Source organism: [Mannheimia] succiniciproducens MBEL55E (assembly GCF_000007745.1).
GTDB classification, from domain to species: domain Bacteria; phylum Pseudomonadota; class Gammaproteobacteria; order Enterobacterales; family Pasteurellaceae; genus Basfia; species Basfia succiniciproducens.
Genome location: NC_006300.1, coordinates 1,124,188 through 1,148,799, shown reverse-complemented (window position 1 = coordinate 1,148,799; position 24,612 = coordinate 1,124,188). Strand labels below are relative to the sequence as shown.

Sequence of the window (24,612 nt, the reverse complement as noted above, 5' to 3'; positions counted from 1 at the left end):
TTATATACATATATTGGAATTACAATGACTTTTATTGGGCTGATGATGCCTTAAGAGATATCCTTTCATTTACAATTCCCCTATATATAGGATTAGCTTTAAAGAAATTTATAGCTTATAAGTTTTCCATAAAGTAAAGGATAAAGAATATTTTATCATCAGCACACAAATTGAAACACCAGTGTACTTGTCAAGCGGTACGATTTAGCAAGAAATTTGCAAATTTTTCTGAAAATCATACCGCTTGTGTTTTAATCAAAGATGTTGTTTCAAGCTATGTTGGTTTTAGTTGTTATTGGCACAAGCGAAGACGCTTGCGCCATCGGGGAATAAATAAAATGAAAAGGATTTTATTGGTTTTCTCATATACTATAGTATCTTTTATCAGCTTCTTTCTTACTATATGTATATTCTTAGGCGGGTACTCTTTATTTTACTCTAGAATAAAATATGGATTATTTAAATTACACATAAATTATAGTGATGTTTTTTCTATATCATTAAAGGCGGCTTTAGCTGTATTCTTTTCTGTATCTCTGTATGTCATTTTTATTCAAATCCCAAGAGAAAGGAAAAGTAAATTACTCGAAAATAAAGAGAAATAATTTATGGAGCTTAGCATGGGGAATTTTTATTTTTATAGATATAGATATTGTTTTATTCAATAAAAAATATATACATTATAGACTTCTATTTGAAAGATTTTAAAAGAAAGTGTATTACCATACATATTCTTGGCATGTATGTAATATCTAATGTATAGAGAAAAAAATAAATAGGCATCTCAAGCGGTATGATTTATCAAGAATTTTGCAAATTTTTCTGAAAATCATACCGCTTGTGTTTTAATTAAAGATGTTTTTTCAAGCTGGTAGTTCAAAAGTTGAATATCAAGGAATAGCAGGTGCTTTTTCTCAAGGTAATTGGGGGGTGGCTAAAGCACTTTCTACCGCCGTATTAGGACAAGTCAGTGATAAAGGACGGGACTCCGGTATCACAACAAGTTCGGTTAATACCAAAAACATTTTAATCAGAGATGGTGAAAACCAACAGCGGTTATTCGGTGAAAATGTGGAAGAAACCGTTCGCAAACTCAATCGGGAAAACCTTCATCAAACTGTAAATAAAACTGATGTGGAAAAGGTCAAATCGGATTTAGAACGGGATTTGGATGTAGCAACTGCATTAGTGAAAAATATCTCGGATTCCGGTGACGAGCTTTATTACAATGCGGAAAAAAATGAAGATTCCAGTTTTACGGTGAGTAAAAAGACACCTGATTGCGAACATATTTCCTGTTTGGATATAGAAAACGACAATTCACAGCAATTAAAAGCGTTAATTTACAGTGATAACATATTAACGGAAGAACAGGCTAAGCTGCTGAGTAAGATTTCCATAGCCGGCATGCTTAATTTTACGCGAGAAGAGAAAGTGGCAAGTGCTATTTTATATGGTGATGACTTAGCTTCTTTAGATGATTTAGGAGTTATTCTGAACAGAGGCAGTGCGGGGTATTGGAATGAATTTCTGTATGCCGGTTTTGAGCGGTTCAGAGCATGGGTAAATATGCCGACAGTTTTTGGCGCATCCAATGCCACGAAAGACCATGCACAAATAGCGAAGAAACTAGATGAATACAATGCTTATGCCGCAGCAAACGGTAAACCGCAATATAAATTGCAGGATATGGCGCATAGTCTGGGCGTATCGGAAAATAAAAATATGTTGAACTGGTCTAACTATCTGAATCAGGACTATAAAAATACCGAATTAGATTACTTACATGCTGCAGGCTCTTACCCGTCGGAAGAGATTGACCGTCAGGCAAAAAGCATATTTGCCGGAGTGACTACCCGCTATATCGGCGTGGATGGAGACAGGGTTTACTCGGGCATATTGGGTGGTTATTTGATTGGGAATAATAAAAATGCGATGCCGAATAATGGTATTAGCGGTTTAGAGGCGCATTCGGAGGCTAATCAGAATATTAATAATTTGAAGTATATTTATGATGAAAATAATAGTGAACAAAGTAAGGTAATGGAAAGAACAAAGAAATTACTTAAGTTAACTTATCCGAAAGATTCTATTCGAGAATTTAATACAATTAAAAAAGATGGAGATGGATTGTGATTAAGAAATTATTTTTATTGGTATTTATATTTTTACTGTCGGGATGCTTTTTGATTTCTTTAACACCATCATATTCTAGCAAATTTAGAGAGAATACATGGGTTCATAAAGAAACAAGAGTACCTTTATCAAAGGAATTACACATTAAGTGTAGAGAGTCAATTGAAAATAGCAAAGAAGAGGATAAATTAGGCGAAGTATATGCATCTTGTTTAAGAAAACATGGTTTTGTATTTAATGCTAGTTATATGTATTGTTATAAGTTTAAAAGTATATGTGAGGAATATGATAAATACAGAAACTAGATAAAATAGAATATCTTCTTGATGGCTATGGGATTGTATGTATTTATAAAAAAGTGCGGTTAATTTTTCGAGAGTTTTAATTAAAAATAAACTGAAAATCGACCGCACTTTATTATTTAAAATATAAGTTTCTTCAGAATATATGCACGGTATCTTCAATCTGGCAGTCTCACCATACTATAAAATGGGAGACTGCCAGATTGAGTTTGATCTTCTACAATCTTAGAAGTTATAACGAAGACCGGCTTTTGCGCTATATTGATGAATTTTTACCTCTTCAACTTTACCTAAACGGTTATATTCGACTCCGACATTTAATAACAGATTGTCGGTCAAATGATATTGAACGCCTGCCAGCGCGCCGTAACCGAATTTGGTTTTGGTTTCGCTGTAACTTTCCGAAGCGGAATTATCACGCCAATGATCTTCAAATTTAAGACTGTTTTCAGACAAGCGTACGCCGACATACGGCATTAACGAGGTATTAAGATTAAAGTCATAGATTGCGGAAATCCCGAAGGAGTTGGTTTCTACCGAAGTGGAACCGCTTGTTTCCCACTGCTCACCTCTAAACAGAGTATAGTGGTCTTTGGCTTTACCGATATGGCTGTAATCTACCGCCAGACGAATGTCGCCGAAATCGTAACCGGCACTGATTCGTTGATCAAATACATTATCTTTAAAATCTAAGTCGTCCATGCCGGATGCTTTAATTTTAGAATAACCCACATCACCCTGAACATACCAATTAGCACTAGCGGTTGAAGAAATTGCAAGTATGCCGATTGCAACGGCTAATGTTGTCTTTTTCATAATAAATAAATTCCTGTTAATTAATAATACGCTTAATAAAAGCAGGCTTATTGTATCACGAAGATGAATACTGCACCACACAAAGCGCAATTGCGGGCGATATCAATCTAAATCATAAAAAAACGGCGAAATTCGACCGCACTTTTTTAATCCGGATAAGTTTGAAGCTTGTATCATCGGAAATTTAAGACGTTTAATAAAATAAACAAAGTTCAAAAAACTGATCAAAATCAAAATTAGGAATAATTATCATTTACAACCCATAAGGTAAGTGTATAATTCGACGTTAAATTAAAATCAATTTAAAACGGAGATATTCATAATGGTTGTCCCTCTATCTAAACTAACCAAAGGAAATGTTGCTTATATTGATTCTATTGTTGCTAATCAAGCATTCGGTGAGCTGGATACGTTGGTCGGTCGTCGTTTGGCGGATTTAGGCTTTTCTAAGGGCGTGCCTGTAGAAGTTGTGGCCGCCGGCGTTTTTGGAAAAGGCCCGCTTGCGGTGAGATTAAGTAACTTATCCCAATTTTCTTTACGTGCTGCGGAAGCAAGTAAAATCCTTTGTCATATCAACAAATAATTGATTGGGGTATTTGGCGAAAGTACCCCGATTATTTTCTCATAATCACTATAAATATAAGTTAATGTATGAATAAAGATAAACTGACTTGTTTTGCTTTAGTCGGCGCCCCGAATTGCGGGAAAACCGTACTTTTTAACGGATTAACGGGTTCTAATGCAAAAGTAGCTAACTATCCCGGCGTAACGGTTGAACGACGCGAGGGATTATTTGTTGATGATCCTTCAGTAAGCATTATCGATTTACCCGGTACTTACAGTTTGCGTACCACAACCCTTGATGAAGCCGTCGCCCGTGATGAAATTTTAGGAAAATACGGCAGAAAAATTGACGGCATTATTGCCGTAGCCGACGCCACTAATCTACGCATGACATTGCGTATGGTACTGGAATTAAAAATGCTGGGGCTACCGATGGTGGTTTCCTTAAACCTGATTGATGTGGCGCGTTCCCGCGGTTTAACTATTGATGAGAAAAAACTCAGCGAGTTGTTGGGCGTTCCCGTGTTGGAAACCGTGGCCACTCGAAAAGAGGGTATCCGCGGCGTAAAAAATGCTATTGCCAATTTGCCGCAAAATAGTGCCGGTATTGACAGTAATCAAGTGGCGCAATTGTTAGAATCCCTCGACAGTAATGCGTTATATGCACAAGTTGAAGACATTCTGGCACAGACGGTCAAAACAGAAATGGTGATGCCGAAGTGGCACCAACGATTAGATCGCCTCACCTTACATCCGGTGTGGGGATTCGTATTGCTGTTGCTGGTTTTATTGCTCGTGTTCCAGGCGGTTTATTCCTGGTCTGAGCCTGTGATGGATTTTATTGAAGATTTCTTTGCAAACCTGGGGGAATGGGTTGCCACTCTGATGCCGGAAGGGATATTACAGGATTTAATCCTCAACGGCATAATTGCAGGGGTAGGCAGTGTCTTGGTGTTTGTTCCGCAAATCACGATTTTGTTTGCTTTTATTCTGCTACTGGAAGACTCGGGTTACTTACCGCGGGCGGCTTTTCTGTTAGATAATTTATTATCAACCAGCGGATTATCCGGGCGGGCGTTCATACCGCTGTTATCCAGCTTTGCTTGCGCAGTGCCTTCGGTGATGTCCGCCAGAACCATTCAGGACCCTCGCGAGCGGCTGGTGACTATTGCCATTGCGCCAATATTGACCTGTTCCGCAAGACTGCCTGTTTATGCACTGATTATTGGGGCGGTAATTCCGGATCAAACGGTTTGGGGTATTTTTAATCTGCAAGGGTTAGTTTTATTCGGCTTATATTTTATCGGAGTGTTCTCTGCCGGATTAGTGGCTTATATTATGAAGCGCCTTGCCCGTCGTAAAGGCAGTATCCGTCAATTTCCGTTATTAATGGAGTTGCCGACTTTCCGTTTACCGAACTTTAGACATATTTTTTCAAGCCTGTGGGATAAAGTGAAAGCTTTCCTGAAACGGGCGGGTACGGTTATTTTTGCCTTAAGCGTTATTTTATGGGCGTTAGTCACTTTTCCGGGGGCGCCGGAGGGAGCAGCGGGTGCCGCTATTGATTATAGTTTTGCCGGCATGTTAGGTAGTCTTATCCAACCGATTTTTGCACCTTTAGGCTTTACCTGGCAAATGTGTATCGCCATGATTCCGGGCATCGCCGCCCGTGAAGTGGTGGTTGCCGCCTTGGGGACGGTTTATGCGGTCGGTGCTAGCGGCTCGGAAGAAGCAATTCAAAATGCGTTGGTGCCGATTGTGCACGAACAATGGGGGATCCCGACAGCGCTGGCTTTTTTAGCCTGGTACGTTTATGCGCCGATGTGTATGGCAACGCTGGCGGTGATTAAACGGGAAGTCAATTCGATGAAAAAAACTTTGATGATTGCCGGTTATTTATTTGTATTAGCTTATATCTTCTCGTTTGTGGTATATCAAATTTCTATAAGGATCTTCTAATATGGAACAACATATCATTGTCGGCTTAATTGTCGGTGCGTGCATACTGTATGTATTACGTAAGTTTGTATTTAAGTCCAAAACGGCTAAAAACAGCCTATGTGGTGGTTGTGACCGTTGCGGCGGTAAAAAAGGTTGTCATTAATAAATCCGGCTTAAGTTAAAAGTGCGGTCAAAAAAACGATATTTTTTGAATGTTATTTACCGACCGCACTAAAAGGGAGCGTAATTCTTTCGAGAATTATGAATAAAAAAAGACTTTCTTGCTGAAATATGAATGCGAAAACATAAATAGTCTCTGTAACTAACCATAGAAAAATCCGCACCTTAATCGTGGCATGTTGCCCCGCTTTTAAGGTGCGGATTTATTTTTTCAGGTTTTATTCTATAAGGTTGCCGCTTTCATATTCTTGACAAATTCAGCTAAATCCGCCAAACATTTCTCATGATTATCTAAATTCGCCTCAATAATTTTTACTGTCGCGGAGCCTGAAATAGCACCGGCAACGCCCATATTCAGCGCCTCTTTCACTTGTTGTGGTTTTGCGATACCGAAGCCTTGCAGAATCGGCGGCGCATTGTGGGCTTTAAGTTGTTCTACAAGACTGTCTAAATTTGCCGCATGGCTTTGATTTTCCGCACTGGTAACGCCGGCTCGAGAAACTAAATATGTGTAACCCTCGGAATGTTCGGCAACGCCTTTTACCGTATTTTCATCGGCATTCGGCGGGCAAATAAATACAGGTTGAATACCGTGTTTTTTAGCCGCCTGAATGTAAGGTTCGGCGGCTAATAGCGGAATGTCCGCTACTAAAACCGCATCGATACCGATTTCGGCGCAGCGCCGATAAAAGCCGTCTAAAGTCTGCGCATAAATCAGATTGGCGCAAAGCAGTAAACCGATTGGAATTTCCGGATATTTTGACCGCACTTTTTCCAGTAATTTAAAGCTTTCTGCAGTACTGCAACCGGCGTTTAATGCGCGATTATTCGCCGCCTGAATAACGGGGCCGTCCAATAACGGATCGGAAAACGGGAAACCGAGTTCCAGGGCATCCGCACCGTTATCTACAAGGGTGCAGATAATATCAAAAGAACGTTCAAGATCAGGATCGCATAATGTCACGAATGGCACGAATCCGCCTTGTTTTTTTGCATTAAGTTGTGCAAATAGAGTTTCAAAACGAGCCATTAAAGCATACCTCTTTCACTAAAAATTTTGTCCACGGTAAAAATATCCTTGTCGCCTCGACCGGATAAATTCACTACTAATAATTGTTCCCGCATCGGATTTTGGCGCGCCATTTTTAACGCATAGGCTAAAGCGTGAGAGCTTTCCAACGCCGGAATAATGCCTTCGTGTTGGGCTAATTCTTTAAATGCCTCAAGCGCTTCGTCATCGGTAATGCTCGGATATTCGGCACGACCGATAGAATTTAAATAGGCATGTTGCGGGCCGACGGAAGGGAAGTCCAGGCCTGCGGAAATACTGTAAGATTCTTCGATCTGGCCGTCTTCCGTTTGCATAATCGGTGATTTCATGCCGAAGTAAATACCGGGCTTGCCATGGCCTAAAGGTGCGCCGTGTTCGCCGGTTTCAATGCCTTTGCCGGCAGGTTCCACACCGATTAATCGTACGGATGTTTCGTTAATAAAATCGGTAAACATACCGATAGCGTTTGAACCGCCGCCTACGCAAGCAATTACCGCGTCAGGCAGACGACCTTCACGTTGTAAAATCTGCGCTTTCGTTTCTTCACCGATCATTTTTTGAAATTCGCGGACAATAGTCGGGAACGGGTGAGGGCCGGCAGCGGTACCGATTAAATAATGGGTGTTTTCATAATTAGCCGCCCAGTCGCGCATAGCTTCACAACAGGCGTCTTTTAAGGTGCTGGAACCTTTTGTAACCGGGAACACTTCCGCACCCATTAAACGCATACGGAACACATTAGGCGATTGACGCTCAACATCTTTCGCACCCATATAAATGCGGCAAGGCATACCTAACATCGCACAGGCAAGAGCGGTAGCAACCCCGTGCTGACCGGCGCCGGTTTCCGCAATAATGCGGGTTTTCCCCATGCGTTTAGCCAGCAAAATCTGCCCTAATACTTGATTGGTTTTATGCGCGCCGCCGTGCAGCAAATCTTCACGTTTTAAATAGAGTTTGGTTTTTGTACCTTTGGTCAAATTGCGACAAAGGGTTAATGCTGTGGGGCGACCGGCATAATTTTTTAGTAAATCTAAAAATTCGGTCTGGAAAGCGGGATCTTGTTGCGCTTCAACGAAGGCTTTTTCCAATTGTTTTAAAACCGGAATAAGAATTTCGGGAACATACATGCCGCCGAATTCTCCAAAGTAGGGATCTAAAATTGTGTCTGTCATATTGTTTCCTCAATATTTGTTTTGCTGGAAAATATACTATTAAACTAGTACATAAATGTAAAGCGGTTTTTTGATAATTTTTTAATTGAGGAGGGAAGTTATCTGGATAGAATAAATATCGGGGCTTTTAAGGCCCCGATATTTTTTAAAACCGATGGATTTTATTAAAAACTGCGGTAAGTTTTTCGGGATTTTTTATTCCGGCCGCACTTTCAACGCCGGAATTTAAATCTATGCCGAGGCAATGCTGAGCCAGCGCAAGCTCAATGTTTTCCGGGGTTATCCCGCCTGCAAGCAGGCTTTTATTTTTTATTTCGGCGGGGATTTTTGACCAATCAAAGGCAACGCCGGTACCGCCTTGTCGGTTAGCGGTTTTACTGTCCAGAACATATCGGTCTACGGCAGAAATTCGGTCGATTTTGACCGCACTTTGCTGTGCCACATCAATAGAAACGGCTTGCCAGATTTGAATTTGATGAGGTAGCTGAATTCGAAGTGCGGCGATAAACTCTTCATTTTCCGCACCATGCAATTGCACCGCATAAAGGTTTAATTGGGTCGCAATTTTTACAATAAAATCAATTTGTTGATTCTGAAATACACCCACAAAACGTAGCGGTGCGACCGTTACTAATTCCTGTGCCTGGCGAAGAGAAACGCAACGTTTTGAATTTTCCGCAAAAATTAATCCGCCGTAAAGCGCACCTTGCCGATAGACTTCCTGCACATCCTGCGGACGGGTTAAACCGCATACTTTATTTTCACCGAAAATAACCGAACGAACCGCATTGTTTAAATCATCACTGCCCATTAAGCTGCTACCGATGAGAAACGCATTTACATAAGGTTTTAATTGTTGTACCTGCTGATGAGAATAAATTCCCGATTCGCTCACGATAATACGATCCGCCGGAATTTGTTGGGCAAGCGGCGGCGTACGCGCTAAATCTACCGTTAAGTCATGGAGATTGCGGTTATTAATGCCCATCACTTTTGCACCTAGGGCAATGCCCCGTTCCAGTTCTTGCTGATTAGATGTTTCGGTCAATACGCCCATGCCAAGTTCGTGAGCAAGTGCGGCAAGCTTTTTATAGGTTTCATCGTCAAGCACGGAAAGCATAAGCAAAATGGCATCCGCCTGATAATAACGTGCCAGATAAACCTGATATTCGCTTATCATAAAATCTTTGCAAAGTACCGGGCAGGTGACAATGTCACGAACTTGCTTGATATAGGAAAAATCACCTTGGAAATATTTTTCATCGGTCAATACCGATACCGCAGAGGCGTAATTTTTGTAAACCTGCGCAATGTCAGCAGGGTTAAATTCGTTACGAATCAAGCCTTTTGACGGCGAGGCTTTTTTACATTCCAAAATAAAAACCGGATTCTGATGAGTACCTTTGCCGAGCGACTGATAAAAACTGCGGTCGGATTTTGTGATTTTTTCTTTGAATGAAGCCAATGGGAAAACCTGTTCTTTCGCTTTTATCCATTGGATTTTATCCGCCACGATTTTTTGTAGAATAGTGGGTTTATCGTTTAAGTTCATAAGCTTTAAATTTTAATAAGTGGTTAATTTTGTTAAGGTTTCAAAAGCTTTACCGGTTGTTAATTGTTCCAGCACCTGTTGGGCGTTTTGCTTAATGTCTTCATGTCCGAATAATTTCATTAACAGGGCAGTGTTCATTGCGACCGCTTGGGCCTGCTGCTCGCTGCCTTTGCCTTGTAAAAGTGCGGTCAAAATTTTCGCATTTTCTTCAGGTGCACCGCCGCGCAGGCTTTCTAACGGTTGAGGTTCAAAACCGAAATCTTTCGGTGATAAATTATAATATTCAATTTTGCCGTCACGTAATTCCGCAACTTGGGTGAGACCGTGGATTGCCACTTCATCTAATCCGCAACCGTGAACAATGATACTATGTTCATGATTTAAACGTAAATTGGTTTCCGCATAAGGTTTGAGTAACTCTGGCGAATAAACGCCTAATAACTGACGTTTCGGATTTGCAGGGTTGATTAACGGCCCCAAAATATTAAAGATAGTGCGGGTTTTTAATGCTTGGCGAACGGGACCTGCATATTTAAAACCTAAATGATATTGTTGGGCAAAAATGAAGGCAATACCGATTTCATCCAGTGCTTTGCGGGCTTGTTCCGTTGACATACGAATATTTACCCCCAAAGCGGTTAAAACGTCGCTTGCGCCGGTTTTGCTGGAAACGCTGCGATTGCCGTGCTTGGCAATTTTTAATCCCATGCTTGCCGCAACAATGGCGGAAGCGGTCGAGATATTGATAGTGTCGGCGTTATCGCCGCCGGTTCCCACTATATCGGCAAACGGATAGTCCGGGGCGGGGAAGGGTTCTGCCGCCGCTAACAGAGCGGTTACCGCGCCGGTGATTTCATCAATGGTTTCACCACGTATTTTAAGGGCGATTAAGGCGCCGGCAAGCTGTTCGTTAGATAATTCGCCTTTAACGATATTGCCAAAAATAAAAGCTGCTTGCTCTTGACTAAGAGGTTGGTTATCAAAAAGTTGGGTAAGAATTTGTTGTGTTTGCATAATGAAATTCCTTGTTTTTATTCGCATTAAAAGTATGTATTTTTTATTTATTGAGCAACCAGTTAACGGAATTTTCCAGTAATTTTGCTCCTTGAACGGTTAAAATGCTTTCCGGATGGAATTGAAAACCGCAAATCGGCAAATTTTTGTGGCGAAACGCCATAATAATATCGTTATAGGTCGCATTGACGACTAATTCTTCCGGCAGATTGCTTCCCTTCAAAGAATGATAGCGGGCGACCGGCATCGGATTTTGCAAATTCAGAAACATCGCCTGTTCGTCATGATTAATTTTTGAGACTTTGCCGTGCAGAACTTCACCCGCATGAACTACCTTGCCGCCGAAAGCTTCTATCAGCGCCTGATGACCTAAACAAATTCCGATAATCGGCACCGCACTTTTTACCCGTTGAATTAATGCAAGCATATTGCCCGCTTCCGCAGGCGTACCCGGGCCCGGCGAAAGGGCAAGAATAGTATCGGGTTGCAGGGCAATGCTTTCCAGCAACGCCAAATCACAGTCATTACGGTAAATTTTTACTTGATGCCCCAGCCCTCGAAATTGGTCTACAAGGTTATAAGTGAAAGAGTCGAAGTTATCCAAAAATAAAATAGTTGCCATAAGTTCTTTTCCTTTTAATTCGCTTGGGCGTTTGTTTGCAGAATAGCTTTAATGACCGCCTGCGCTTTATGGCGGGTTTCATCCGCTTCCATTTGCGGATCGGAATCCAGTACTTCGCCGCAACCGGCTTGCACATAAGCAATGCCGTTTTGCACAAATGCGGAACGGATAACGATGCAAGTGTCTAAATTGCCGTCGGAAGACAGATAACCCACCGCACCGCCGTAACTATGACGTTTTTGTTTTTCAAACTGATAAATTAATTGCATAGCTTTAATTTTAGGTGCGCCCGTGAGCGTCCCCATATTCATACAAGCCTGATAAGCATGCAGCGCATCCAGTTCGGGGCGTAGTTTGCCGACTACGCGGGAAACCAAGTGCATAATATGCGAATAGCGATCCACCTGCATTAGCTCTTTAACATGACGGGTTCCGCTTTCGCATACGCGCGCCACATCATTACGGGCTAAGTCAACCAACATTAAATGTTCCGCTTGTTCTTTATGATCTAAACGCATTTCAAGTTCCAGGCGCGCGTCCAATTCGGGATCAATTTTACCTTTGGCATCAAATCCGCGCGGACGGGAACCGGCGATAGGGTAGATTTCCAACTGACGGTTATCGGCGGAATATTTCAATGCGCTTTCAGGCGAGGCGCCGAACAAAGTGAATTCCTCATCTTGCATAAAGAACATATAAGGGCTTGGATTATTTTCCTTCAGCTGACGATAAGTGGCTAAAGTATTCGGGCATTGCAGGATAAAGCGACGGGACGGCACAATCTGGAAAACATCACCGATGTAAATATGATGTTTAAGTGCGGTAATAATTTGCTTAAATTTTTCGTCTTCGTGATTGGTCGAAATATCCGTAGAACCTTGTTGAATAGCGGAAAGAGGTTTTAAATTCCGTAAATCTTTGTCAATTTCGACCGCACTTTGCTGCAAATTCTGCAGTTCCGAATCATTAAAACAGAAGGTTTGTAAAGTGGCTTGTTGGCTTGGATGATCCAAACGAAGCAATTGTTCCGCAAGATAGAACACATAATCCGGGCAGCTTAAACCGTCGTCCTGCAAAGTAATGTTATTCATCGGAATAAAGTTAGCGACTAAATCGTAAGCAAATAAACCGCCGAGAAAAACAGGCTGCTTGCTATGCTGATAAAGCTGATTGATTACGCGTAAACCGTCGAAAACAGTTAAGGATTGTAATTTACTGTCCTCATCCAGATTTTGATCAATTGGAAAAAATTCCGCAATCAGTTTATTTTGCTGAACGGAAAGGGATTTTGTTTTACCCTGTAACTTTTCTTTAATTAATGGTAAAACATGACTTCCGTTTGCTGTTAATGCAGTAAATGTGACAATTTGACCCAAGCAGGATACTTTTAACGCCGCATTAATAATTAATAAACTTTGTAAACTGTTTTTGCTACTGATTTCGGCGGATTCCAATAATAAGCTGTTTGTTTTCCCGACTGTGGCAAATACGGCGGTGAGATCTTGTTGATATTGAACCGGATTGCTTAGAGTTTGAATATAAGCGTTTGGCATAGTGCGCTTCCTTTTGCTTTAAAATATTTATGCACTATTAAACTAGTACAGGAATTTTTTGTCAATAAAAAATTCAATTTTATTTAGTCGAAATTAAGGCTTGTTGATGTTTTAAGTATATAAAATAAACAAAATTAAACGATTTATTATACCCAGCACGCAAGCATACTGAGTTACGCATAGTTGAGCAGCTTTTCTGCACCTAATTTCACAGCCCCAAAGGGGCGGAACTATGCGTAACCTAGTACGGCGTTGCCGTGCTAGGGTTCAAAATGATTAAAATTTATACTTAAAAGATAAACAGCCTCTAATTGAAAAATTGAAGTGTCGGTTTAAGCGGTATTTATTAAGCATAAAAGTGCGGTGAATTTTGCCAGATTTTTGTAAAACTTGTAGTAGAATAGACCTCCATATTTAATAAGGGAGAATAACACTAATGTGGTCTGAAATTTTGGTCGGTTACGGCATTTTTATTTTGGAAATTTTGACGATTTTACTTGTTATTGCCGGTATCGTGGCAGCAATTATGACGTTAAAACAGCAGAAAAATCCGCAAACCGGCGAATTAAAATTAACGGATTTGTCCGAACAATATCAGGATAACGTGAAAAAATTAAAAGATTTCCGCTTAACTGATGAGGAATTAAAACAAGCGGAAAAAGCACGGAAAAAAGCGGATAAGCAGAAAGCCAAAGAAAATAAAGCCAAAAACAAAAAAGGTGAGAAAACGGAAGAAAGCCTCAAACCTTGTGTTTATGTGATGGATTTTAAAGGAGATATTCGCGCTTCGGAAACCGCCGCATTGCGGGAAGAAATCAGTGCTATTCTCAATGTTGCCAATCCGGCAACGGATGAAGTTTTACTGCGTTTAGAAAGCCCGGGCGGTGTAGTGCATGGTTACGGTTTAGCCGCTTCGCAATTAGCCCGCCTGAAACAAAAAGGAATTAAATTAACGGTTGCGGTGGATAAAGTTGCGGCAAGCGGCGGTTATATGATGGCTTGTGTCGCCGATAAGATTGTTGCCGCACCATTTGCCGTTATCGGTTCTATTGGCGTTGTGGCGCAGGTTCCGAATATTCACCGTTTGTTAAAAAAACATGATGTCGATGTGGATGTGATGACGGCGGGCGAATATAAACGGACGGTGACTTTCGTGGGAGAAAATACCGAAAAAGGTAAACAGAAATTCCAGCAGGAATTAGAAGAAACCCATGACTTATTTAAACAGTTTGTCACTGCCAATCGTCCTTTGGTGGATATTGATAAAATTGCTACCGGCGAGCATTGGTTTGGTCAGCAAGCCTTAGCATTAAATTTGGTTGATGAAATTGCGACCAGTGATGACTTGATTTTAGATGCGATGCAAGATAAATCCGTTATCGGGGTGAAATATGCGGTGAAAAAATCTTTAATCCAAAAATTGGGAAAACAGGCGGAAGAAAGTTCGGATAAACTCTTATTAAAATGGTTAAAACAGGGTAATAAGACACTGATGTAATGTATTTTTACGACTTTAAGTTTTACTTTCGATGTAATTGGAATTAACATATAAACGAATTTACGTGTGCGTTTGTTTTTTATAAAAAATTCAATCGTTACAATAATATTAGATAAAGTTTAGCTCCGGTTTTTATAAAAACTAATAATAATTAAGGATAAAATAAATGAAATTGACCCACCTTTTGTTATCTGCTGTGGCAGCAACTTCACTAATCGCTTGCGGTAATTTAAGCGATGTAACGGATGAAGGCACGTCAGAGAACTTAGTTTGGCCAAAAATTGACGAATCTCGTTTCAATCATGACGGCAGTCAATTCGGTTCCTGGCCGAACTGGGATAGCGTTCGTATGATCGAACGGGGAATGAATAAAGATCAAATCCGTAATTTAATCGGCAGTCCGCATTTTTCCGAGGGATTATACGGAATTCGTGAATTTGATTATGCATTTAACTATCGCGAAAACGGTGTGCATAAAATATGTCAATATAAAATCCTATTTGACAAAAATATGAACGCGCAGAGTTTTTTCTGGCATCCGAACGGTTGTAACGCCAATTCTTCATTCAGTTTAAGCGCCGATTTTTTGTTTGATTTTGATAAAGACAGTTTAACCGAGCGGGGTAAAAAAGTGGTGGATAGCGTTGCAGAGCAATTAAAAGCAAGCAAGGCGAAAACTGTGAAAGTTGCAGGTTTTACCGATCGTTTAGGCTCTGAGGCTTATAATCTGGAATTATCGCAACGTCGTGCAAATCAAGTAAAAGAATGGTTAATCGCACGTGATGTTAAAGCCGATATTGACGCTATTGGTTATGGTTCCGCGCAACAGATTAAACCTTGTACCGGTCTTAAGGCGGGTAAAGCTTTGAGAGACTGTCTGCGACCTAATCGCCGGGTTGAAATTAGTTCTTCGGGTACGGTATTGAAAAAATTTGAAGAGAACTCAAAAAAATCTGTCGGGCCTGCAGTATTTTACCAAAAATAATTTTATCTAAGTATCAGAGTCAATCCGGTCATTCATTATAAAAATAAGCGTTTCCCGTTGAAAAAAGAAACGCTTATTTTTGTGATAATAGAAAAACTACCAATAACATAAAAGTGCGGTCATTTTTAGGCGAATTTTATCCTTCAGTGAAGTTTATCAGAGTAAAAAAGAATAAATGTTTCTTGCATTAGGTAAATAATCATGTTCTAATGCGCCTCAGCTAAACGAAAGTTTAATAGTAGTCAAGTTATTATAGTATCTCCTCTTTACAAGTTCTAAATTTGTTCCTTGAAGTTTCTTAATATCCATCTCAATTTAAGTTCACGTTATTAGCACTACCGCTTGATTCAAGCATACAAATTTACAATTTAAAATAAGGAAGACATATGTCTAAACTAAACGGCTTAGTAAAATGGTTCAATTCGGACAAAGGTTTTGGTTTTATCACCCCCGCAGACGGCAGCAAAGACCTGTTTGTTCATTTCTCCAGTATTTTGGGCAATAATTACAGAAGCCTAAATGAAGGTGACCGCGTAGAATATAATGTAGAAAATACACAACGCGGCCCGGCAGCAGTTGAAGTTGCGGTTATTAAATAATATTTTATTGAATAGTGTTAAGCCCCTTTCTAGAGGGGCTTAATTATATGAGAAATCTCTGGAATTTATTTAGAGATTTATGTCGAGCTTATCAAGCAGAGGATAGATTATGCCTAAAAAATAATCGTTTCCCTCGATATGGACTTCTGATAAATTAATTTTGAACAACTTATTTTTTCTTGTCCGCTTATTTAAATAATAGTCCACCGGATTTTACAAACTTTGATAGAAATCCTACCGCTTGCGCTTTCCTTTTCCTATGTATTTATGTTCTAATATTATTTCAATTTTGATGACGTTCGTATTAAGGTTTAATCAATGTTAATCGGTCTTTTTATTGGGCTACTATTCGGTTTTTTCTTACAGCGCGGGCAATTTTGCTTCGTGTCCGGCTTCCGCATTATTTATACTCAGCGAAATTTCCGTTTTTTAACGGCATTGCTGATTGCCGTTTCTATTCAATCCATCGGTTTTTTTAGTTTAAGCGGTCTGGACTTAATTACTATTCCAAATACTCCCATGCCATTGTTAGCCACTTTAATCGGCGGGTTGCTTTTTGGCATCGGAATGGTATTGGCAAATTGCTGTGCCAGCGGTGGCTGGTTTCGAACCAGAGAAGGAGCTGTAGGTAGTTGGATTGCCCTTATCTGCTTTGCTTTAACGATGGCGGCTACACAAACCGGTGCGCTGAAACAGTGGATCAATCCGTTACTACTTGAAACTACAACCCTTGATAATATTTATAATACGTTCAATCTTTCCCCATGGATTTTAGTTACCGTGCTGGTATTAATCACCGTTGTAATGATTGTTTATCACATCAAACATCCCCGTTATCAATTCCCGCAAGAACCGACTACCGCTCTGATTCCTCATCGTATTTTTACCAAACATTGGCATCCGTTTACCGCAGCGGTATGGATTGGCTTGCTTGGCGTTTTGGCTTGGCTGGTGAGTGAACAATACGGCAGAAGTTATGGTTATGGTGTCGCCGTTCCAACAGCAAACGTGGTGCAATATATCGTTATCGGACAACAGCGTTACTTAAATTGGGGCAGTTATTTTGTGCTTGGCATTTTACTCGGCTCCTTTATCGCCGCCAAATTAAGCGGTGAATTTGAAATCCGCTTACCGGAACCGAAGGCGATTTTACAACGTATGCTCGGCGGGGTAATAATGGGAATCGGCGCTTCGCTTGCCGGCGGTTGTACTATCACTAATGCGTTGGTTTCGACCGCTTATTTCTCATGGCAGGGATGGTTGGCGACCTTGATGATTATGATCGGTTGTTGGCTAACATCAGTCTTAGTGAAACCGACACAATGCCGCATTTAAGGATATTTATGAAATACACCGCTCTTTTTGCAATTTTTTCGCTGTTTCTGACCGCTTGTAACGATAATAAAGTCCAACCGATAGATACTGCCGAACTGTTGCAGAATTTGAATAACCCGCAGTATGTGATTATTGATTCCCGTAACGACAGCCTGTACAACGGTTTTAAAGACAAACATGCCAGCCGCGGCGGACATATTAAAGGCTCAATCCAATTTACCTGCAGCTGGTTTGATTCGATTGAAGCCGGTAAATTCGATAGTTTTGCCGAATCAAAAGGAATAACTAAAAACAAGACTTTGGTTATTTATGATTCGAACCCGGACAATTTAGCCTGTATTTCGGCAGAGTTCGCAGCAAAAGGTTACAAAGTGCGTACTTTTAGCGACTTCATTAGTTACGTCAATGCGGGCTATCCGCTTGAATCATTGCTGAATTTCCAATACAGCGTATCGCCGGAATGGGTTTATTCCGTACTCCAAGGAGAAAAACCGGAAAGCTATACCAATGACGACTTTATGCTGTTTGAAGTGTCTTGGGGAGCGTTAGAAAATGCAAAAGCCTATACCCAACATATTGTCGGCGCATATCATTTTGATACCGACTGGGTGGAAGGCGAAGCGCCGGTACATAATTTACTTGAGCCGGCAACTATTGAACGGAATCTACTGAAAAACGGCATTACCAAAGATAAAACCATCATCCTCTATTCCGATAACCCGTTGGCGGCATACCGTATTTTCTGGGCATTGAAATGGGCTGGAGTTGAAGATGTGCGAGTGTTAAACGGTAACCTTTCAACCTGGATGGATTCGGGTTTTCCAACAGAAACCAAAGTCAATATTCCTCAGCCCGTCAACAATTTCGGCGGGCATATTCCGACAAATCCGCAACTATCCATTGCACAACCGCAACAAGCTTACGCCCGCCAACAGCAAGGATTAAAGCTAATCAGTAGCCGCGCTTGGGAAGAATATATCGGTGAGGTCAGCGGTGATGATGCCATTCAGGCAACCGGAGAACCGCAAGGGGCGATTTGGGGCTTTTCCGGTTCCGCACCTTCTAATGTAGCGGATTTTTACGATCCGGACGATACCTTACGTAATCCGAAAGAGATTGAAGCGTTATGGCAGGAATTAGGTATCGTACAAGGCGATCAGTTGGCTTTTTACTGCGGAACGGGCTGGCGAGCCTCTGTGCCGTGGTTTATGACTCAACTACTCGGTTGGCGGAATACCGCAGTTTATGACGGCGGCTGGAATGCATGGCAGATGACGGAATTACCGGTGCAAAAAGGCGCTCCGACGGGTTTATTGAAGCCCGATGCAAAAAATGATTCCGGTAGAATGTTGAAGAAGACTAACTCTTGCCGGGGCTAAACCCTGATTTTTCAAAAAGGTGTGTTGTGATGACACACCTCATACTTTTTCAAAAAAGGAAAGACTATGAACATCAAACTAACCTTGATCGCAACGGCGGTTGCTTTAACACTTAGCGCCTGTGATGATAAATCCGTGAAAGAGATTAAAACGGACGAGCTATTGAAAAATCTGGACAACCCCGAATTTGTGATTATCGACGGGCGATCCGACAGCCTGTATAACGGCTTTAAAGACGGCGATGCTAAACGCGGCGGACATATCAAAGGTGCGGTACAATTCAGCTGTAACTGGTTAGCACATATTGCCGATGATAAATTTGAAAAATTCGCCAAAGACAAGGGATTAACTAAAGATAAGACCTTGGTTTTCTATGATAGCAATAGTGAACAGCTTAACTGTTTAAGCGACAAGTTTGCCGAAAAAGGCTATAAGGTTCGCGTATTTAAAGATTATTTGAGTTACGCAAACAGTGATAACCCGCTTGAAGCGTTTCCGAATTTTGAATACAGCGTTTCGCCCGAATGGGTAAATGCGGTTATCAAAGGTGAAAAACCGGAAAGCTACCAAAATGATGATTTTATAGTTTTTCACGTGGGTTGGGGGCCGGTTGAAAAATCGGAAGAGTACAAACAACATATCCCGGGTGCTTTCCACTTTAACACCGACTGGGTGGAAAATGATCCGGTTTGGAATCTTTCCGATCCGAAAATAATTGAGCAAAATTTACTTAACGCCGGTATCAACAAAGATAAAACGATTATCCTGTATTCCGATAACCAGCTTGCCGCTTATCGTATTTTCTGGGCGTTGAAATGGGCTGGAGTCAAAGACGTACGAGTGTTAAACGGCAATTTAACCACTTGGACAAAAGCCGGTTTTGCGACGGAAACAGCAGTAAATACGCCGACACCTGTCAGTCAATTCGGCGCGGAAATCCCGCTTAACCCGCAAATCAATATTTCAATGCCACAAGAAGCGATTGCCCGCCAAAAGCAGGGATTAAAACTAATCAGTAACCGAGCATGGGACGAATACACCGGTAAAATCAGCGGTTATAGCTATATCCCGGGTAAAGGCGAACCGCAAGGCGCAATCTGGGGCTTTGCAGGAACAGACGCCTCCAATATGGCGGATTACTATGATGTTGACGGTACTTTGCGGAATCCGAAAGAAATTTTTGCCTTGTGGAAAGAACAAAATATCAATCAAGGTGACCCAATCGCATTTTATTGCGGTACTGGTTGGCGTGCCGGCGTTTCTTGGTTTATGACACAACTTGCCGGCTGGGACAATGCCTATGTCTATGACGGCGGTTGGAATGCGTGGCAGATGGACTCGGTATTTCCGGTACAAAAAGGCGCGCCGAATAATATGGCTAAGCCTGACTCTAAAAATGATTTCGGACAGAAATAATGACCAAATAGCCTCTTAGCTTATCGCTAATCTTAAAAAGATTTTCGTAAAGGAACCTTTCTGGGCGATCGGCAAGCTTCTGGATATTTTCTAGGAATTTACTCTCATTTACGGATTAAATACGGATCGTTTTTGGTTGGCTAATAGTTATATGAAAAAGAGATATAATAAATAACTAATTGATTTTATTATATCTCTGTTTAGGTATATTTGGTGGAGCTGGCGGGAGTTGAACCCGCGTCCGAAATTACTCTACCTTCAGCACTACACGTTTAGTCTAGTCTTTAATTTCATTTACCCCCTGCGGACAGACACGCGAAGAATAAACTAGCTTGATTCAATTTAGTGTTTCGATCTCCAAGCCGAAGCGTCCACACGATCTCGTTTAGGTTTGACTCCGCTTGATCCCCGTCTTACGAGCGGAAGCTAGGGAGCGAAGGCTAAATGCAGGTTATTAAGCTGCTAAAGCGTATTGTTCGTCGTTTGCGACTATTTTTTTGCGGTTTATTTACGAGGCCTACCGCACCTCGACGTGCACCTTGGGCTTCGCCAATCCCGTCGAATCCAGAATCAGCCCCAAAAAGTGCGGTTAGTTTAACAAGAATTTTATAAAAGTTAAAGAAAAATGACCGCACTTGACGGAGATTGCATAAAGTGCGGTCGGTTTTTGTAAAGTTTTACAACGGAATAGAAGAAAAAAATACCAATAAAACGGGCGGTACAATGTTGGTGACAAAACCGAAGCTGATGGCAAGAGGAACTACTTCCATGCCGCCTGAACGTTGAATTACCGGTAATGTACAGTCCAATGCGGTTGCGCCGGCCAAACCGACCGCGGTGGAGCGGTAGTTAAACATAAAAAACGGAATAATAAACAGGCTGAACACTTCCCGGGATAAATCGTTAAAAAAAGCGATACTGCCGAAAACCGGCCCCCAGGCATCGTTAATCACAACACTGGAAAGCGAATACCAGCCTAATCCGGACGCAATGGCAAGCCCTTGAGTGACGGGCAGTCCCAACCATAAGCTGGCGACGATGCCACCGATTAAGGCGGTAATAATCATGATGATTGCGGTATAAATTCCCCGTTTATTAAACAATACCTCTCGCAATGATATACCGTTATTGCGTAGCTGAATGCCGACAAAAAAGATTAACGCAACCAATACGTAAGTGCTGGCATGTAACGGCAAATCGAAGCCGCCTTTTGTGCATAAACCGAAGAGAAATCCGAAAATAACCATTGAGCAGAGTTTTAGACTATCCAATAACAATTTTCCCCGCGGCGGAATGTCTGTGCCGAGGTGTTTTAAAGGGCGGGGCGATAATTTATCATAGGCGAGCAGTCCGATAATATTACAGGTTAAAATGCAAACGATAAAAACCAGTGCGGAGATGCCGATAACGGGTAATTTTGTCGCCAGATCATCTAATTGTCCGAGGGAAACCCCCATTACAAACAGGATAATAAAAAGCAGTACCATCACCGTTTTGTTGATGGATTGCAATAAACCGGTATTTTTTGTTTTAATTAAATAGCCCAACAGCATAGGCACAAGAACAATGAGTAATCCTTCCATAAAATTCGTCTTCTCGATTAAATTAGCGCGTTAGTATATCAACTGTTGACAAATTAAGGTAGGCTATAAGAAAACTGTAGAGGATTTTTATATGTATTTACGCCAGTTAGATATTTCGGGTTTTCGCGGTATTAAGCGGTTATCCATTCATTTACGTCCGGATATGGTATTAATCGGGGAAAATTCCTGGGGTAAATCCAGTTTGTTGTCCGCATTGAGCCTGATTTTAAATGTGGATAACGGGCTTTATCATTTTGTGCCGACGGATTTTCATCGGGCGGATAATATGAAGGATATTACGTTACTTTTCACCTTTAGCGAAAGTAGTATTAATGAAGAACATGAGAAATTTAACCCCGTTTATCGACATATTTTCGTCCCCCATGAAGACGGTTTTGAACGAATTTATTTACGCGTATCGGGCGATATAAACGAACAGAATCAGGTACAGACCTATTATTCTTTTCTTGATCAACAAGGGCAGCCGATAGACGTCGAAAATGTGGATTTTTTAGTGAAAGAATTAACCCATGATCATCCCGTCTACCGTTTTCGCGATGCGCGTTTAAACCGACATAAAGCCAATTCCCAGCCGTTAAAATATGCCGAAAATATTGATGCGGTCAGCAGAGAATTGTATGCAGTGACCGAATTGGTCAAATATTATTTTGTTGAAACTCAGGAATATGCCCAAATGTCTTCCGACCCGGGCGTATTGTGGGATTTGGCGCAGTCTTTGTGTTATCGGTTGGAGCAGCGGAAAAATCCGGAATTGCAGCAGCGTTTAGTGAATGCTATTACCTCTTTATTCGAACACAACGGCAAGTTAAACCCTGGTTCTCATCGCTTTATGCGCCCGATTTTGCTGTTAGAAGATGTCGCCACCCGTTTACATCCGAGAATGGTTGCCATTGTGTGGAAACTTGCCAATTATTTGCCCATTCAACGAATTACTACTACCAATTCCGTGGAGCTGATTTCACAAGTGAATTTGCGCTCTATTTGCCGATTAGTCCGTTATGATGATCGCACCCGCGCCTATCAGCTGAATCGCCGGGATTTGGGCAAAGAAGATTTACGCCGTTTGTCTTTTCACGTTCACCATAACCGTAGTCGCGCTTTGTTTGCTCGTACATGGATCTTAGTTGAGGGGGAAACGGAAGTGTGGATTTTATCCGAATTGGCGGAATTATTAGGTATTGATCTGGATATTGAAGGAATTCGTATCGTCGAATTCGCGCAATCCGGCATTCGTCCGTTAATTAAATATGCCCGGGCAATGGGCATCGAATGGTATGCGTTAACTGACGGCGATGAAGCGGGCAAAAAATACACCGAGACGGTAAAAACCATGTTATTAGAGCATGAGTTGCTATCAAACCGGGTGACTACCTTACCAAGACAGGATATCGAACATTTCTTCTATTCATCAGGCTTTGAAAACGTGTTTATCCGTTTAGCGCGTTGGGAGCCGCAAGGCGGACATTATCCTATTCACAAAATTATTCAAAAAGCTATTCAGCGTACCTCAAAACCGGATTTGGCCATCACCTTATCCAACGAAATGGCAAATCGCGGACGGGATTCTATTCCGTTGTTATTTAAACGATTATTTTCAAAAGTGGTGAGTTTAACCCGAACGCAGGAATCCTGATAATTAAAACTGTTTATTTATACAGTTTATTGTGATAAAGTGCGGTCAAATTTCCGGAAGTTTTACTATCAGCACTATGGTTATGGTGGGAAGTTAAATAAAACTTTTGAAAAACAGACCGCACTTTTTTTATTGAATTATGCACAAGCTACGTAAAATTATTCACATTGATATGGATTGCTTTTATGCCGCAGTTGAAATGCGGGAGAATCCGGCACTGAGGGATAAACCTATTGCGGTAGGGGGTAGCGTTCAACAGCGGGGTGTATTGACCACTTGCAATTATCCGGCACGTAAATTCGGTCTGCACAGCGCAATGCCGACGGGGCAGGCATTAAAGCTTTGCCCGGATCTTATTTTGTTACCCGTCAATATAACGTTGTATAAGCAGGTTTCTCATCAAATCAAACAAATTTTTCATCGTTATACGGATAATATTGAGCCTTTATCTTTAGACGAAGCTTATTTAGACGTAACGGATTGCGTACAATGTTCGGGATCGGCAACCTGGATTGCAGAGGAAATCCGTCGGGCGATTTTTAACGAATTACACTTAACAGCTTCAGCCGGAGTGGCTCCTCTTAAATTTTTAGCTAAAATCGCCTCGGATCAAAATAAACCGAACGGAATTTTCGTGATTACGCCCGGTGAAGTGGATAATTTTGTGAAAACATTGCCACTGAGTAAAATTCCCGGCGTCGGTAAAGTCACCGGTCAGAAGTTATTACAAATGGGGTTAAAAACCTGCGGGGATGTGCAAAAGCTGGATTTAACGGTTTTATTGAATCGGTTCGGCAAATTCGGTCAGCGCATTTGGCAATACAGCCACGGTATTGATGAAAGAGAGGTGCAGTCTCATTGGCAGCGTAAATCCGTTGGAGTGGAAGATACCTTGTTGCGGAATATTACCGATATTGAGCAAGGGATTGTTGAATTAGAACGTCTGTATCCTATTTTGGAACAGCGAATCAAACGGGCTTGCCCGGATATTCCTTTTGAACGGTTCCGCAAACTCGGTGTTAAATTAAAATTTGAAGACTTTCAGGTCACTACTCTGGAAAAAAGTGCGGTGGAATTTAAGCGGGAAAATTTTATCGTTTTATTGCGACAAATCTGGCAACGCAGGCAGGGGAGGGCAATCAGGTTGGTTGGACTGCAGGTTACAATTCCGGAACAAAAAGCGGAACAGCAAATGAGTTTATGGTAAAAAATAGTTACTCGACACTCTTGAATTTAACAAAATAATAACTATTTACT

The 24,612-nt window shown here is 41.3% G+C and carries 20 protein-coding genes and 1 other RNA gene; 12 read left to right on the top strand and 9 right to left on the bottom strand.

Going from position 1 to position 24,612, the window contains the following annotated elements; all coding sequences use genetic code 11:
• Positions 1 to 930: 930 nt before the first annotated feature.
• Positions 931 to 2,136: a hypothetical protein gene (locus tag MS_RS10865; RefSeq protein WP_157847498.1), complete on the top strand. Its 1,206-nt coding sequence runs from the start codon at positions 931 to 933 to the stop codon at positions 2,134 to 2,136.
• Positions 2,137 to 2,663: 527 nt separating this feature from the next.
• Here MS_RS10865 and MS_RS05300 read toward each other — a convergent pair.
• Positions 2,664 to 3,254: an opacity family porin gene (locus MS_RS05300; protein ID WP_041639738.1), complete on the bottom strand. Its 591-nt coding sequence runs from the start codon at positions 3,252 to 3,254 to the stop codon at positions 2,664 to 2,666.
• 322 nt (positions 3,255 to 3,576) lie between these two features.
• Between MS_RS05300 and MS_RS05295 the strand changes: the two genes are divergently transcribed.
• The 3 genes from MS_RS05295 (at position 3,577) to MS_RS11015 (ending at position 5,922) form a co-directional block, all read left to right on the top strand.
• The gene (locus MS_RS05295) at positions 3,577 to 3,837 is read left to right on the top strand and encodes a FeoA family protein (RefSeq protein WP_011200333.1); all 261 of its coding nucleotides are present in this window, start codon (positions 3,577 to 3,579) and stop codon (positions 3,835 to 3,837) included.
• A 68-nt stretch (positions 3,838 to 3,905) separates the two neighbouring features.
• On the top strand, positions 3,906 to 5,777 hold the full coding sequence (locus MS_RS05290; protein ID WP_011200331.1) for a ferrous iron transporter B: 1,872 nt from the start codon (positions 3,906 to 3,908) through the stop codon (positions 5,775 to 5,777).
• A gap of 1 nt (position 5,778) precedes the next feature.
• A complete protein-coding gene (locus tag MS_RS11015) occupies positions 5,779 to 5,922 on the top strand; it encodes a FeoB-associated Cys-rich membrane protein (protein ID WP_011200330.1) in 144 nt (47 codons plus the stop codon).
• Positions 5,923 to 6,162: 240 nt separating this feature from the next.
• Here MS_RS11015 and trpA read toward each other — a convergent pair whose 3' ends face one another.
• From trpA to trpE, 6 genes are all read right to left on the bottom strand, one after another.
• On the bottom strand, positions 6,163 to 6,969 hold the full coding sequence (trpA, locus tag MS_RS05285; protein ID WP_011200328.1) for a tryptophan synthase subunit alpha: 807 nt from the start codon (positions 6,967 to 6,969) through the stop codon (positions 6,163 to 6,165).
• Positions 6,969 to 8,165, bottom strand: coding sequence for a tryptophan synthase subunit beta (trpB, locus tag MS_RS05280; protein WP_011200327.1), 1,197 nt, complete (start codon positions 8,163 to 8,165; stop codon positions 6,969 to 6,971). The genes trpA and trpB overlap by 1 nt, the downstream gene beginning before the upstream one ends.
• A gap of 145 nt (positions 8,166 to 8,310) precedes the next feature.
• Entirely contained in the window at positions 8,311 to 9,717 is a 1,407-nt protein-coding gene (trpCF, locus tag MS_RS05275; protein WP_011200326.1) for a bifunctional indole-3-glycerol-phosphate synthase TrpC/phosphoribosylanthranilate isomerase TrpF, read from the bottom strand.
• Positions 9,718 to 9,729: 12 nt separating this feature from the next.
• Complete coding sequence (gene trpD / locus MS_RS05270; protein WP_011200325.1) at positions 9,730 to 10,731, bottom strand: anthranilate phosphoribosyltransferase; 1,002 nt, start codon at positions 10,729 to 10,731, stop codon at positions 9,730 to 9,732.
• Positions 10,732 to 10,774: 43 nt separating this feature from the next.
• A complete protein-coding gene (locus MS_RS05265) occupies positions 10,775 to 11,353 on the bottom strand; it encodes an aminodeoxychorismate/anthranilate synthase component II (protein WP_011200324.1) in 579 nt (192 codons plus the stop codon).
• A 14-nt stretch (positions 11,354 to 11,367) separates the two neighbouring features.
• Positions 11,368 to 12,906 (bottom strand): anthranilate synthase component I, encoded by a 1,539-nt coding sequence (trpE, locus tag MS_RS05260; protein WP_011200323.1) that lies wholly within the window; start codon positions 12,904 to 12,906, stop codon positions 11,368 to 11,370.
• Between the two features lie 436 nt (positions 12,907 to 13,342).
• On the opposite strand from trpE, the gene sohB reads away from it, so the two are divergent.
• The 6 genes from sohB to MS_RS05230 all read left to right on the top strand — a co-directional run bounded on the left by sohB (position 13,343) and on the right by MS_RS05230 (position 20,118).
• The gene (sohB, locus tag MS_RS05255) at positions 13,343 to 14,404 is read left to right on the top strand and encodes a protease SohB (protein WP_011200320.1); all 1,062 of its coding nucleotides are present in this window, start codon (positions 13,343 to 13,345) and stop codon (positions 14,402 to 14,404) included.
• Between the two features lie 166 nt (positions 14,405 to 14,570).
• Positions 14,571 to 15,389: an OmpA family protein gene (locus tag MS_RS05250; RefSeq protein ID WP_011200319.1), complete on the top strand. Its 819-nt coding sequence runs from the start codon at positions 14,571 to 14,573 to the stop codon at positions 15,387 to 15,389.
• A gap of 386 nt (positions 15,390 to 15,775) precedes the next feature.
• Positions 15,776 to 15,988: a transcription antiterminator/RNA stability regulator CspE gene (locus tag MS_RS05245; RefSeq protein WP_011200318.1), complete on the top strand. Its 213-nt coding sequence runs from the start codon at positions 15,776 to 15,778 to the stop codon at positions 15,986 to 15,988.
• A 318-nt stretch (positions 15,989 to 16,306) separates the two neighbouring features.
• Positions 16,307 to 17,323 carry a YeeE/YedE family protein gene (locus MS_RS05240; RefSeq protein ID WP_011200317.1) on the top strand — a complete coding sequence of 339 codons (1,017 nt, stop codon included), beginning with the start codon at positions 16,307 to 16,309 and terminating at the stop codon, positions 17,321 to 17,323.
• Positions 17,324 to 17,331: 8 nt separating this feature from the next.
• Positions 17,332 to 18,702: a rhodanese-like domain-containing protein gene (locus MS_RS05235; RefSeq protein WP_041639735.1), complete on the top strand. Its 1,371-nt coding sequence runs from the start codon at positions 17,332 to 17,334 to the stop codon at positions 18,700 to 18,702.
• 66 nt (positions 18,703 to 18,768) lie between these two features.
• A complete protein-coding gene (locus tag MS_RS05230; protein WP_011200315.1) occupies positions 18,769 to 20,118 on the top strand; it encodes a rhodanese-like domain-containing protein in 1,350 nt (449 codons plus the stop codon).
• A 211-nt stretch (positions 20,119 to 20,329) separates the two neighbouring features.
• On the opposite strand, the gene ssrA is transcribed toward MS_RS05230, so the two are convergent.
• Positions 20,330 to 20,696, bottom strand: a transfer-messenger RNA (tmRNA) gene (gene ssrA / locus MS_RS11010).
• Positions 20,697 to 20,795: 99 nt separating this feature from the next.
• A complete protein-coding gene (locus MS_RS05225; protein ID WP_011200313.1) occupies positions 20,796 to 21,701 on the bottom strand; it encodes a lysine exporter LysO family protein in 906 nt (301 codons plus the stop codon).
• A gap of 91 nt (positions 21,702 to 21,792) precedes the next feature.
• On the opposite strand from MS_RS05225, the gene MS_RS05220 reads away from it, so the two are divergent.
• Both MS_RS05220 and dinB read left to right on the top strand, forming a co-directional pair.
• Positions 21,793 to 23,355 (top strand): ATP-dependent nuclease, encoded by a 1,563-nt coding sequence (locus tag MS_RS05220; RefSeq protein ID WP_011200312.1) that lies wholly within the window; start codon positions 21,793 to 21,795, stop codon positions 23,353 to 23,355.
• Positions 23,356 to 23,494: 139 nt separating this feature from the next.
• Positions 23,495 to 24,562 (top strand): DNA polymerase IV, encoded by a 1,068-nt coding sequence (gene dinB, locus MS_RS05215; RefSeq protein WP_011200310.1) that lies wholly within the window; start codon positions 23,495 to 23,497, stop codon positions 24,560 to 24,562.
• Positions 24,563 to 24,612: the final 50 nt, after the last annotated feature.